Here is a 12,951-nt window from a genome sequence, read left to right as displayed (position 1 = left end):
CGTCGCCCTGGACACCGACCTGGCGAACCGAGCAGCAAGGATCGTGACGGGCACTGGCGTAAGCATCGCCGACGCCCATCTCGGCGCGGTGGCCCAGACCTCGACTGGCAGCGACGTCGTCGTTCTCACGAGCGACCCCCGGGACGTCGTGCGCGCATCCGAGCCGAGGAACGTGACCGTCGTCAGGATCTGAGCAGCCGACGTGCCGTTCTCCGGCGTCCCGAGGGGCCCGGTCGGGCGGGCCCGTCGCGGCGGTCTTGACGCTCGCGATCACCTGGTCGGTTGGCGGTCGGCCGCCACCTCCTGAACGGGCTCGGGGACAAGCACGGCCGAGGGACACGCCGGGTCCAGCGGAGGCGACGGCACCGCGTTCGCCCGCCATTTGGGTTGCACAATGGTGGCAAACAGTACCCCGACCCACCCCGTGCGCCCGGGCGACGGCGAGCAACGAGAAACCCCTGCTCACAGGCTGTGCGGGCGAGAGGACTCGAACCTCCATGCCTTTCGGCACCGGGACCTAAACCCGGCGCGTCTCCCAGTTGCGCCACGCCCGCGTGGGTGGTGACCCGCTGTCTTGCAGGCTAATCCGGCGGGCTCCGGGATCGGTGGCGCCGACGGGGCCTGTGGGCTGGTGGCTGAGCGGGCGTCCCGGGTTGTGGATTGGCAAGGCGTCCGGCCTGTTCCCGGGCCCGTTCCGAATCCACACCCCGTCGACAGACCTGGGCCCCGTACGTTCGACTGACGTGGGAGCGCCCGGGACGACGGTCGAACCGGAAGCCGAGGTCGATGTCGCCGTCTGCCCACGGTGCGCGCGCCGACTCGCCCAGGACGGACGCTGCACCACCGAGTGTGTCTTCTCCTCCTACCGGCGGCAGCTCGAGGCTCACCGGCGCCGCGACCGGCGCAGTTGACGGTACGACCGAGGCGACCGGAGGGGCGGCTCGCCCGATCCGCTCCTCGACGCTGCTTCTCGACGGGGGGCGACGAACGGGCCCACCGGCGGCGAAAAGGCGGGCAGGGACCTCGCGGTCGACGTCGAACTAGTACGGTACATAGGTGTACGTCGACTGAGGAGGAATCGTGATCGAAGCGGCCGTCGTCCTGGTCCTGGTCGTTGCCGTGGTCTGCGGGCTGGTCGCCACCTATCGCGAGAACAGCCCCAGGTAGCGGCCGCACGAAGCACCCGGGGGCACCCCTGCGCCCGCCGGCGCTCCCGGCATCTCCGTGGACGATCGCCTCGGCAGTCCGTTCCGCCCGGCGAGCGCCCGCCTCCACGCCCGTCGGGACAGGCGGCACGCCGGCATGCCCCCGGTGGCCCCCGAGCCGACCGCCGCATGCGCCGGGCCGATTCCGGTCCGAAGGCGCGACGGGGGAGCGATGGGGCCGATTGGGCGTCAACTTCGCCGGCCTCCGTGCCGACACCACGGGTGACCGAACGAAAAGGCAACCCCGGGGAAACCCGGGCGACGCAAAGCCACGGGCCTTCTGCGGGCGACCCCCCGCATGGCAGCCGGGCCACCGAAACGGGGGGCGGCGCCTCCCGCATGCGAGGAGGCGTACGTCGTGGGCAAGGTGGCGAAGACGCTCGTGGCCGTGGCGATCGTGCTGGCAGGGATCCCCCTGCTGGTCGGTGGCGCGTCGGCCAACCCGGCGGACGAGCAGGGGTTCGTGGACCGCCTGAACGCCCTCCGCACCTCACGCGGGCTGGCGCCGCTGGTGGTCGACGCCCGGCTCCGCGACGTGGCGCGCAACTGGTCGTCGGCCATGGCGACGGTCAACGTGATGTCGCACAACCCGTTGCTGTCGACGCAGGTGCCCTCGGGCTGGCGGGCGCTCGGCGAGAACGTCGGCTACGGCCCCGGGGTCCAGAGCATCCACGACGCGCTGGTGGCGAGCCCGCCCCACTTCGCCAACATGACGGACGGCAAGTTCAACACCGTCGGCATCGGCGTCGTCTGGTCGGGCCCGAAGCTGTGGGTCACCCAGGTGTTCATGCAGGCGCCCGCCACCTTCGTGCCGGCCACCGTCGTCACCTCGGGCAGCGACTGGTACCGGATGGCGGGGACGGGCGGGCAGACGTACTCGTTCGGCGCGGCCGTCGCTCTTCCCGGCGTCGGTACCCGGTCGCCCGTCGTGGCCGCCGCCTCAACCGCCACCGGGTCGGGGACCTGGCTGGCGGCGGCCGACGGTTCGGTTCTCACGCAGGGCGACGCCGGCTTCTTCGGCTCGATGGGCGGCAAGGGCCTGGCCCAGCCCGTCGTCGGGATGGCGGCCACGCCGACGGGCAAGGGCTACTGGCTGGTCGCCCGGGACGGCGGCATCTTCGCCTTCGGAGACGCCAGGTTCTTCGGCTCCACCGGCGCCATCAAGCTCAATCAGCCCATCGTGGGGATGACCGCCAGCCCGACGGGCGGCGGGTACTGGTTCGTGGCCGCCGACGGCGGCATCTTCTCCTTCGGGGACGCCGCCTTCTTCGGGTCGACCGGCGCCACCAGGCTCAACCAGCCGGTGGTGGGCATGGCGTCGACCAAGGCGGGCAAGGGCTACTGGCTGGTCGCCCGGGACGGCGGGATCTTCGCCTTCGGCGACGCCGTCTTCCACGGCTCGACGGGCGCCATGAAGCTGAACCAGCCGATCGTCGGCATGGCCCGCTCGGCGAGCGGCAAGGGCTACCGCTTCGTGGCGGCCGACGGCGGCATCTTCTCCTTCGGCGACGCCGCCTTCCTGGGCTCGGCCGGCGGTGGGGCGCTGCCCTCGCCGGTGACCGCCCTGGTGGCCGCCGCCGCCTGAGGGTCGCCGCACGGTCCGGTCTCGGATCGGGCGCCTCAGGGCCCCGGTCCGGGGCCCAAAGGCGCGCCGGGTCTCCTAGGGTGACGCGGCATGGCGCAGCCGAGGGCCGCCGTGCTGGTGGTCCACGAGAACCGCGGGCTGACGCCCCACTTCTTCGACCTGGTGGGGCGGTTGGCGGGCGAGGGCTACGCCGCACTGTGCGTCGACCTCCTCTCGCCAGAGGGGGGCACCGCCTCGGTATCCGACCCGGGCGGCGCACTCGGTGCCGCCCCCGACGAACGCCTCGTGGCCGACCTGCGGGCGGGCATCGACGAGCTGGGCCGGCGAGCCCCGGGCGTCGAGGTGGGCGCCGTCGGGTTCTGCTTCGGCGGCGCCATGGCGTGGCAGCTGGTCCAGGTGGGGGAGCCGCGGCTGGCGGCCGTCGTCCCGTTCTACGGGCCGGCGCCCGAGACGCCCGACTTCAGCCGGTCGATGGCGGCCGTGCTCGGGGTGTACGCCGGGCGGGACGACCGGGTGAACGCCTCGCGGGACCGGGCCGTCGCCGCTCTCGAGCGGGCGGGCCTGGTCCACGAGATCCGGACGTTCGAGGGCGCCGACCACGCGTTCTTCAACGACACCGGCCCGCGGTACCACGCGGCGGCGGCGAGCGACGCGTGGGCCGCCCTGCTGGCGTGGTTGCGGCGCCACCTGGGTCAGGGGGGCGGGTAGCGGCCGTCCTCGACGCGGTGCTCGGCGGTAGCGTGGGCCCATGCCCTCGCCCCTCCCCGCCGCCGTGGCCCAGCAGTTCGTCGACCGCTCGAGCGACATCTACCAGCGCCTCCTCAAGGAGCGGATCATCTTCCTCGGCACCCAGGTGGACGACCCGTCGGCCAACCTCCTGTGCGCCCAGCTCCTGCTCCTCGCCGCCGAGGACCCGGAGAAGGACATCAGCATCTACGTCAACTCACCGGGCGGCTCGGTCACCGCCGGCCTCGCCATCTACGACACCATGCAGTACGTGCCGTGCGACGTGTCGACGGTGTGCATGGGCCTGGCGGCCTCGATGGGCCAGTTCCTCCTGTGCGCGGGCACGCCCGGCAAGCGCTACGCCCTGCCCCACTCGCGGATCCTGATGCACCAGCCGTCGGGGCAGATGCAGGGCCAGGCCGCCGACATCGCCATCCAGGCCGAGCAGATCATCTACCTGAAGCGGATGATGGCCGAGCGCATCTCCCACCACACGGGCCAGCCCGTCGAGCGCATCGAGGCAGACTCCGACCGGGACCGGTGGTTCACCGCCCAGGAGGCCCTGGACTACGGCTTCATCGACCGGGTGATCGAGAAGGCCCACCAGGCGCCCGCCCTCCAGCCGTAGCTCGCACCGGCCGGCGCCCCGTCACCCACCCGGGCCGGCGGCGTGGCCGGTCCCGTTCCCGCTAGCGTCGGCGGTCGTGACCGACGTGAGCGACGGCGCCGGGATCGACCACGACCGGCTGCGGGCCGAGATCGACGCCGAGGTGCGGCGCCTGCGCGAGTCCGGTGAGCTGCCCGCCGGCTTCGAGCGGGAGCTGGACCTCGCCTTCGCCCGCTTCGCCCCCGTCCACGCCATCGGCGACGACTTCGACCAGGTGCTGGAGCGGGCCGAGCAGTCGACGTTCGTCGACGTCCTGGCGCCCACCGCCTCGGCGCAACCGCTGGTGGGCCACGTCAAGCGGGTCATCCGCAAGGCGATCATCTGGGAGGTCCGCTACGTCGCCCAGCAGGTGAGCGGGTTCGCGGCCGCCGTCACCAGGGCGGTGCGGCTCCTGGGGACGCGGGTGGACGACCTCGAGCGCCTCTCTCCCGCCCCCGCCCGCCTGCGGGTGGAGGCGGCGTCGGCCGCCGCCCCCCTGGACGCCGGGTTCTGGTCCCCCGTGGTGCTCGAGCTGCTGGCGGGGGTCTCCGGGAGGGTGCTCCACGCCGAGGCGGGCGACGGCGGGCTGGTCGCCGCCCTGGTCGACGCCGGGTTCGACGCTTACGGCGTCGACCCGGTGGAGCGGCCCGCCCCCGCCCGGCTGGAGGTGCGCACCGACGACGTCGCCGGCCACCTGCGGGCCCTGCCCGACGACGCCCTCGGCGGCCTCGTGCTCAGCGGCTGCGTCGAGCGCCTCCCCGTGGGTGCCCTGGCGGACCTGGCCGCCCTGGCCGCCGCCAGGGTCGCCCCGGGCGGAAAGGTGGTGGTCGTGAGCGCCGACCCGAGGGGGTGGGAGCGCCACCGCCCGCCGGTGGAGGTCGACCTCGCCGGCGCCCGCCCGCTGCACGACGAGACGTGGTGCCACCTGCTGCGGGCCCGGGGCCTCGACGCCGCCGTGGCCAGCCGGCGCACGGCCCCGGCGGGCGGCGTCCTGGCCCCGGTGCCGGGAGCCGACCCCGTCCTCGCCGCCAACCTCGAGCGGCTCAACGCCGTGCTGTTCCCGCCCACGGCCTACGCCGTCGCCGCCACCCGCCCGTAGCGGTGACGGCGATCCACCAGTTCATCCCGACGTTCGCGCCCCGCGACGCCATCGGGACGCACACCCTCCACGTCCAGCGGATCCTGCGGGAGATGGGCGTCGAGTCGGAGATCTACGCCGAGGGCATCGTGAACCGCCACGAGCGCCGGGCCCGCCCGTACCGGTCGTTCGCCCGGCGGCGGGCCGTCGCCGGCGACCGCACCTGGCTGATGTACCAGCTGTCCACCGGCAGCGCGGTCGCCGAGTACGTGCAGGCCCGGCCCGAGCCGGCGCTGGTCAACTACCACAACGTCACGTCCGCCGAGCTGTTCGCGCCGTGGGAGCCGCACGTGGCCGTGGAGTGCCGGGAGGGCCGGCGCCAGATGCGGGAGCTGGCGGCGACGGTCGAGCTGGGCATCGCCGTCTCGGCCTACAACGAGGCCGAGCTGGCCGGCGCCGGGTACCGGCAGACGGCGGTGGCGCCCGTGCTCGTGGACCTCGACGGCACCGGAGTGGAGCCCGACCCGGCGACGACGGAGCGGCTCGGGCGGGCGCGCCGGGCGGGGGGCGCCGACTGGCTGTTCGTCGGCCGGGTCGCTCCCCACAAGTGCCAGCACGACGTGGTGCGGGCGTTCGCCGCCTACCGCCGCCTGTACGACCCGCAGGCCCGACTGCACCTGGTGGGCACCCCCGGCTCCCACGCCTACGTGACGGTGCTCCGGCGCTACGTGGCCGCGCTGGGCCTCGGCGCCGCCGTGTCCCTCCCGGGGTCGGTGCCGGCCGAGGCCCTGCGGGCGCACTTCGGCGCCGCCGACGTGTTCGTGTGCCTGTCGGAGCACGAGGGGTTCTGCGTGCCGGTGATCGAGGCCATGCGCCTCGAGGTCCCCGTGGTCGCCTACGCGGCGGCCGCCGTTCCCGAGACCGTGGCCGGCGCCGGCGTGCTGCTCGACGACAAGGGCCCCGTGACGGTGGCGGCGGCCGTGCACCGGGTGGTCACCGACGGCGCCCTGCGCCGGCAGCTGACGGCGGCCGGGGCCGGCCGGGCGGCCGACTTCTCGCTCGACCGCTCCACCCGGCGCTTCGGGGAGGTCGTCGGGAAGTTCCTGGCCGACCGGGGCGCCGGGTGAGCCGGTGAGGGCGCTCCACCAGTTCGTGCCCACCTTCGAGCCCGGGGCGGTCGGCGGCCACATGCTGGAGCTCCAGCGCCTGGCCCGCGAGCGGCTGGGCGTGGAGGCCGAGCTGTTCGCCGAGTTCGTCGCCCCGGCGTTCGAGGGCAGGGCCCGCCGGCACACCGAGTACGGGCGGCGGGTGCCCGCCCGGCCGGGCGACGTGCTGATGTACCACATGGCCATCGGCTCGGTCGTGGCCGACTTCGTGCGGGGCCGCCCCGAGCCCCTCGTGGTGGACCACCACAACGTCACGCCCCCCGAGATGCTCGAGCGGTGGGAGCCGGGCGCCGCCTACGGGTGCTCGTGGGGCCGGGCCCAGCTGCCCGAGCTGGCGAGCCGCTCGGTGCTGGGCGTGGCCGACTCGCCGTTCAACGAGGAGGAGCTGCGCCGGGCCGGGTACGCGGCGACCGCCACCGCGCCCATCCTGCTCGACCCGGCCTTCTTCGAGGCCGCCGGCGACATCGACGAGCGTGCCCTGGCCGAGCTGGTGGAGGGCGGCGCGGGCGCCGAGTGGCTGTTCGTCGGGCGGGTGTCGCCCAACAAGTGCCAGCACGACGTGGTCAAGGCGTTCGCCGCCTACCGGCGGGTCTACGACCCGGCCGCCCGCCTGCACCTGGTGGGCGGGTCGTCGTCGGCCGCCTACCGGTCGGCGATCGAGAAGTACGTCGCCGTCCTCGGTCTGGCGGGCGCCGTCCGCCTGACCGGGCCGGTGCCGGCCGGCCGCCTGCTCGCCCACTACCGGGCCGCCGACGTGCTCGTGTGCCTCTCGGAGCACGAGGGCTTCTGCATCCCGCTGCTCGAGGCCATGGCCCACCGGGTGCCCATCGTGGCCTTCGCCTCGAGCGCCGTGCCCGGGACGTTGGGCGACGGCGGCGTCCTGCTGGAGTCGAAGGCGCCGGCCACGGTGGCGGCCGCCGTCCACCGGGTGCTCTCGGACCCGGCGCTGCGCGACCGCCTGGTCGCCGCCGGCACGGCCCGGCTGGCGGCGTTCTCGCCCGAGCGCACCCGGGCCCGCTGGACGGAGGTCCTCGAGCGCATCGGCGGCCCGTGAAGGTCGCGTTCGTGGTGCCGCGCTACGGCACCGAGGTCCTGGGCGGTGCCGAGTACGGCGCCCGGATGCTGGCCGAGCGGCTGGTGTCCCAGCTGGGCTGGCAGGTCGAGGCGCTCACCACGTGCGCGGCGGACTCCCGCACGTGGGCCGACGAGTACCCGCCCGGCGACGCCGACCTCAACGGCGTGCGGGTCCGCCGCTTCCGCTCGGCCGCCGGGCGGGCCGCCGGCTTCGAGTCCTTCTCGGCCCGCGTCCTGCCGGCCCCGGAGAACGCGTCGCCCGCCGACCAGCGGCGCTGGATCGACCTCCAGGGACCGGTGGCTCCCGACCTGGTCGCGGCGGCGGCCGACGGCGGCGCCGACGTCGTCGTCTTCTACCCCTACCTCTACTGGCCGACGGTGCGCGGCGTTCCCGCCGTGGGGCGACGGGCCGTGATGCACCCGGCCGCCCACGACGAGGCGCCGTTGCGCCTCCCGTTGTTCCGCGACGTGTTCGCCGGCGTCGGCGGGCTGGTGTTCCAGACCTACGGGGAGCGCCGGCTGGTGGAGGAGCGGTTCCCGGTGGCGGCGACGCCCCAGGTGGTGATGGGCCTGGGCGTGGAACCGGGCGCGGGCACGCCCGAGGCGGCCCGGCGGGCGCTGGGTCTGGGCGACGAGCCCTACCTGCTTTGCCTGGGGCGGGTGGACGACGGCAAGGGGACGGGCGTCCTGGCCCGGTTCTTCGCCGCCCTGAAGGCGCGCCGCCCGGGCCCCCTGAAGCTGGTGCTGGCGGGGCCGGTCGTCCACCCGGTGGCTCCCCACCCCGACATCGTGGCCGCCGGGCCCGTTCCCGAGGAGGTGAAGTGGGGCGCCCTGCGGGGCGCGGTGGCCCTCGTCTCCCCCTCGCCGTTCGAGGCGTTCTCCATCGTGGTGGTCGAGGCGTGGACGGCCGGGATCCCGGTGCTCGTGAACGGGTTCTGCGCTGCCACCGCCGAGCACGTCGCCCGGTCGGGCGGTGGCCTGGCGTTCACCGGGTACGGCCAGTTCGAGGTCGCCGTCTCGCGGCTCGTCGCCGACGCCGGCCTGGCCGCGCAGCTCGCCCGCCGGGGCGCCGCCCACGTCGAACGCCACTTCGCCTGGCCGTGGATCATGGAGCGCTACGGGGGCTTCCTCGAGCGGGCGGCGGAGCGGGCCGCCCGCTGAGCCGGCCCGGGCCGGCGGGCAGGGCCAGCGACCGGGCGTCGTACCCCCGGGCGCTCAGGCGCCCCGGGGTACGGCCATGTTCACGATGGGCTGGTTGAGGCGGATCGCACCCGTGGAGCCGAAGAACGGCGCTCCGAACGAGAAGATCCCACCGTCGGTCGCCACCAGCCAGTAGCCGGAGCCGCTGAGGGTTCGGGACAGGCCGACCACCGGCTGGTTGAGCCGGATGGCGCCGGTCGAGCCCCGGAACACGGCGTCTCCGAAGGCGAAGATCCCACCGTCGGAGGCCACCAGCCAGTAGCCCTGGCCGCTCGGCGTCGCCGCCATGGAGCGGATGGGCTGGGCCAGGCGGATGGCGCCGGTCGAGCCCCGGAACACCGCGTCCCCGAAGGCGAAGATCCCACCGTCGGAGGCCACCAGCCAGTAGCCCTGGCCGCTCGGCGTGGCCGCCATGCCGACGATGGGCTGGGCCAGGCGGATGGCCCCCGTCGAGCCCCGGAACACGGCGTCGCCGAAGGCGAACACGCCCCCGTCCGCCGCCACCAGCCAGTAGCCCTGGCCGGTCGGCGTGCGGGCCATCCCCACGATGGGCTGGGCCAGGCCGATGGCGCCCGTCGAGCCCCGGAACACGGCGTCGCCGAAGGCGAAGATGCCCCCGTCCGATGCGACGAGCCAGTACCCGTTGCCGGACGGCGTGCCCGCCATGCCCACGATGGGCTGGTTGAGGCGGAGCGCGCCGGTGGAGCCGAAGAACCGGGCCTCGCAGAAGGCGAAGACGCCGCCGTCCCGAGCCACCAGCCAGTAGCCACCCGGCCCGGCTGCCGCGCACAGGTTCACGCCCGCCTGGGTGAGCGGCGGGTTCGTCCACGACCCGGTGCGGCGTTCGTCGCGGCGGAAGGTGTGCCACCCGTTGGCACCGAACCTGGCGTTGTCACCCGCCGGCACCTCCCACCGGTAGGCGACGCCGGCGCCGCTGGGGCGGGTACCCACGGCGATGATGTCGAGCAGGCCGTCGCCGTCGACGTCGGTGACGGTGGGGGAGTTCTGGAACGCCGTCGTGCCCTGGGCCACGCCCCACAGGGCCGCCCCGTTGCGGCCGTTGTAGGCGAACAGACCGCCGCCCGTGGGCACGATCATGTCCTGCGCGCCGTCCCCGTTGAGGTCGGCGGTGACGATGCCGCCGAGGACCACGCCGCCGCCGGAGGCCCGGGGGTAACCCGCCAGGTCGGACCCGTTGGTGCCCCGCAGGGCGAACACGCGGCCGGGGTTGGGGCCCTCGAAGGTGCCGATGCCCACGTCGAGGACGCCGTCGCCGTCGAAGTCGGCGAGGGCGGGCGAGGCCATCGTGTACCCGCCGGTGTCGCGCACCCACTTGAGGGTGCCGTCGCGGTTGAGGGCGAAGACCTTCGTCGAGTCGGTCGCGCCGCCGGGCTGGCGCGCCCAGTAGTCGCCGGTGCCGAAGACGATCTCGACCTGACCGTCGCCGTCGATGTCGCCGATGCTGGGTGACGACCGGACCATCTCGTTGACCCGGAACTCCCACAGGGTGTTGCCGGCGCCGCCGATCGCCCGCACCAGGCCGCCCCGGTGGTCGATGGGGGCGCCGGGGCTCGAGTCGCCGCCCACCACGACGTCGGTCTGGCCGTCGCCGTTCACGTCGGCCAGGGCGGGCGACGAGAAGACGGTGTCGTCGGTGTAGTACGGCCAGCCCGGGTTCATGGCCCCGCTGTGCAACAGCGACGGCATGGTGAGGCCCAGGGTGCCGACGGTGACGTCGGCCGTGTCGTCCCGGTTCACGTCCCCCACGGCGGGGGTGGAGTGGACGGCCTGGCTGCCGCAGTCCTGGTCGGCGCCCTGGTGGCGGAAGCGCTGGTTCCCGTCGTGGTCGAACGAGTAGAGGGCCCCGCCGGAGCACTGGCCGTGGCTGCCCACGCCGCTACCTACGAAGATCTCCGGGCGGCCGTCGCGGTCGGTGTCCGCCGCCGCCGGTGACGAGTTGACGGCGTGCGACGTCTGGCGGGGCCAGCCGCCGACGGGCGACCCGTTGTCGCCGTGGAGGGCGTAGACCTTGCCGTCGTGGGCGCCGAAGACGACGTCCGGGCTCCCACCGTCGAGGTCGACGACCAGCGGCGACGACTCCCGCACGGCGGACGGCAGGTCGACCGACCACTGCTGGGCGGGCGCCGCCGAGGCGGGTGAGGCGCCGGCGACCAGGCCGGCGGCGGCGACGGCGGGGACGAGCAGGACGGCAAGGCGACGCCGGGGCGGGATCGAAGTGGGCACGGAGCTCCTCGGCATTGGGGGAAGTGGCTCGCAGGCGGCTCGGAGGCCGGTTGCCCGTCCCCCGGTTCGTCCACCCGTAAACTATCGGCGGGTCTACGGACTCCCTGTACCGCCGGCCCCGCGGCGGCACCTGCGATCACCCGGCGGTGATGCCTCGTGCGAACACGGATCGTCGTCGCGCTCCTCGTCGTGGCGGCCACCCTGCTGGTGCCGGTGCGGATGGCGTGGAGCGCGCCCGAGACCCGTCTCGACCTGCTGGACGAGGCGGGGGAGGCGGCCGGCGAGGCGGTCGACTTCCCGGCCACCCATCTCGCCCTGCGCTGGACGGGGTCCCACGACGCCTCCGTCCAGGTCCGCTGGCGGACCGCCGCCGGGTGGCAGCCGTGGCAGGGCGTCGCGGTCGCCCACGACCTGGAGGACTCCGACCGGGGCGTCGTCTACAGCGGGTTGCTGCGGGCACCGGGCGCCGTGCGGGTCCGGACGCGGGTGCTGGCGGGCCCGGCGTCGGACGTCGAGGTGGCCGCCCTGGACGCCGAGAACGGGCCCCGCCGGCTGGTGCGGGCGTCGACCCCGCCCGCCTCGGGCGCCGAGGGGCCCGAGGCCACCGCCGGCCCGCCCCAGCCACCCGTCGTGCCCCGGGCCCAGTGGGGCGCCGACGAGTCGCTCCGGACGGGGACGCCCCGCTTCGCCCCGGTGACCAAGCTCATCGTCCACCACACCGTCACCGCCAACCACGACCCCGACCCGGCCGCCACGATCCGGGCCATGTACGCGTTCCACACCCGGGTCCGGGGCTGGGACGACATCGGGTACAACGTCCTCGTCGACGCCCAGGGCCGCGTCTACGAGGGCCGCTTCGCCCGGGCCCACCTCCCCGGGGAGATCCCGACGGGGGAGAACGACGCCCGCCACGGCGTGATCGGCGCCCACGCCGAGGGCGCCAACACCGGATCCGCCGGCGTCGCCCTGCTGGGCGACTTCACCTCGGTGTCGCCGACCCCGGCCGCCGTCGCCGCCCTCGAGGGGTGGCTGGCGTGGAAGGCGGCGCGCCACAAGATCGACCCGCGCGGCGCGTCGGCGTTCGCGCCGGCCGACGGCTCGGCACCCCGGGTGTTCGACAACGTGGCCGGGCACCGCGACGTGCGGGCGACGGAGTGCCCGGGCGACCGGCTGTACGCCCGCCTCCCGGCCGTCCGGCTGCGGGTCGCCGAGCTGGTGGCGTCGGTCCGCGTGGCGCGCGGCTACTGGATCGCCGGCCGGGACGGTGGCGTGCACGCCCACGGGGCGGCCAGGCCGTTCGGGGACGCCCGGGCGGCGAGCCTCAGGTCCCCCATACGGGGCATGGCGCTCACGCCGCTCCAGAAGGGCTACTGGCTCCTCGGGGGCGACGGCGGCATCTTCGCCTTCGGCGACGCCCAGTTCTGGGGGTCGACGGGCGCCATGAGGCTCAACCAGCCCGTCGTCGGCATGGCCCCGACGCCCACCGGGCGGGGCTACTGGCTGGTGGCCTCCGACGGCGGCATCTTCGCCTTCGGCGACGCCCAGTTCTTCGGGTCGACCGGAGCCATGAAGCTCAACAAGCCGGTCGTCGGCATGGCGCCGACGTCCACCGGGCGGGGCTACTGGCTGGTGGCCTCCGACGGCGGGATCTTCGCCTTCGGCGACGCCCTCTTCCGGGGGTCGACGGGCGCCATCGCCCTCAACTCGCCCGTCGCCGCCATGGAGCGGACGCCCGACGGCTCCGGCTACTGGCTGGTGGCCCGGGACGGCGGCGTGTTCGCCTTCGGCGCACCCTTCCGGGGCAGCGTGCCCGCCCTCCGGTTGCCGTCGTACGCCGGCAGCGCCGCTCTGCGGTCGGTGCCCAGCGCCCTCGGGTACTACGTGCTGGGCGCCGACGGCGGCGTGTTCGCCTTCGGCACGGCGCCCTTCTTCGGCGCCACGCCGGGGCTGGCGCCGGCGTCGGCGGCGGTGGACCTGGCCGTGCTCGACGTCCCCGCCTGACCGCCCCCGGCGAGCGCGGCGACGAC

General features: G+C 75.0%; 10 protein-coding genes, 1 tRNA gene and 1 riboswitch. Of the genes, 9 read left to right on the top strand and 2 right to left on the bottom strand.

Features of this window, described 5'->3' with window-relative positions:
• Nucleotides 1–193: hypothetical protein (locus tag VM242_15610; GenBank protein HVM06586.1), on the top strand; the 193-nt coding region annotated here is incomplete at its 5' end.
• A gap of 279 nt (nt 194–472) precedes the next feature.
• On the opposite strand, the gene VM242_15605 is transcribed toward VM242_15610, so the two are convergent.
• Nucleotides 473–554, bottom strand: a tRNA-Leu gene (locus VM242_15605).
• An 878-nt stretch (nt 555–1,432) separates the two neighbouring features.
• A riboswitch (cyclic di-GMP riboswitch) is annotated at nt 1,433–1,523 on the top strand.
• 40 nt (nt 1,524–1,563) lie between these two features.
• Between VM242_15605 and VM242_15600 the strand changes: the two genes are divergently transcribed.
• The 7 genes from VM242_15600 to VM242_15570 all read left to right on the top strand — a co-directional run bounded on the left by VM242_15600 (nt 1,564) and on the right by VM242_15570 (nt 8,641).
• Complete coding sequence (locus VM242_15600; protein ID HVM06585.1) at nt 1,564–2,790, top strand: CAP domain-containing protein; 1,227 nt, start codon at nt 1,564–1,566, stop codon at nt 2,788–2,790.
• 90 nt (nt 2,791–2,880) lie between these two features.
• A complete protein-coding gene (locus VM242_15595) occupies nt 2,881–3,498 on the top strand; it encodes a dienelactone hydrolase family protein (GenBank protein ID HVM06584.1) in 618 nt (205 codons plus the stop codon).
• A 40-nt stretch (nt 3,499–3,538) separates the two neighbouring features.
• On the top strand, nt 3,539–4,144 hold the full coding sequence (locus tag VM242_15590; protein HVM06583.1) for an ATP-dependent Clp protease proteolytic subunit: 606 nt from the start codon (nt 3,539–3,541) through the stop codon (nt 4,142–4,144).
• A 76-nt stretch (nt 4,145–4,220) separates the two neighbouring features.
• Entirely contained in the window at nt 4,221–5,261 is a 1,041-nt protein-coding gene (locus VM242_15585; protein ID HVM06582.1) for a hypothetical protein, read from the top strand.
• A gap of 2 nt (nt 5,262–5,263) precedes the next feature.
• On the top strand, nt 5,264–6,367 hold the full coding sequence (locus VM242_15580) for a glycosyltransferase (protein HVM06581.1): 1,104 nt from the start codon (nt 5,264–5,266) through the stop codon (nt 6,365–6,367).
• Between the two features lie 4 nt (nt 6,368–6,371).
• The gene (locus VM242_15575) at nt 6,372–7,460 is read left to right on the top strand and encodes a glycosyltransferase (GenBank protein ID HVM06580.1); all 1,089 of its coding nucleotides are present in this window, start codon (nt 6,372–6,374) and stop codon (nt 7,458–7,460) included.
• Nucleotides 7,457–8,641, top strand: coding sequence for a glycosyltransferase family 4 protein (locus VM242_15570; protein ID HVM06579.1), 1,185 nt, complete (start codon nt 7,457–7,459; stop codon nt 8,639–8,641). The genes VM242_15575 and VM242_15570 overlap by 4 nt, the downstream gene beginning before the upstream one ends.
• 54 nt (nt 8,642–8,695) lie before the next feature.
• Here the strand turns inward: VM242_15570 and VM242_15565 are convergent, their stop codons facing one another.
• On the bottom strand, nt 8,696–10,924 hold the full coding sequence (locus VM242_15565; GenBank protein ID HVM06578.1) for a VCBS repeat-containing protein: 2,229 nt from the start codon (nt 10,922–10,924) through the stop codon (nt 8,696–8,698).
• Between the two features lie 156 nt (nt 10,925–11,080).
• On the opposite strand from VM242_15565, the gene VM242_15560 reads away from it, so the two are divergent.
• On the top strand, nt 11,081–12,925 hold the full coding sequence (locus tag VM242_15560) for an N-acetylmuramoyl-L-alanine amidase (protein HVM06577.1): 1,845 nt from the start codon (nt 11,081–11,083) through the stop codon (nt 12,923–12,925).
• Nucleotides 12,926–12,951: the final 26 nt, after the last annotated feature.

This window comes from Acidimicrobiales bacterium (genome assembly GCA_035540975.1).
Classification (GTDB): Bacteria; Actinomycetota; Acidimicrobiia; order Acidimicrobiales.
Note: the sequence above shows the minus strand (reverse complement) of the source record. Positions and strands in the feature narration are given on the sequence as shown.

Excerpts from the sequence above, each read along its gene's own strand:
- VM242_15595 (HVM06584.1), top strand. The coding sequence starts at position 2,881 with ATGGCGCAGCCGAGGGCCGCCGTGCTGGTGGTCCACGAGAACCGCGGG.
- VM242_15590 (HVM06583.1), top strand. The coding sequence starts at position 3,539 with ATGCCCTCGCCCCTCCCCGCCGCCGTGGCCCAGCAGTTCGTCGACCGC.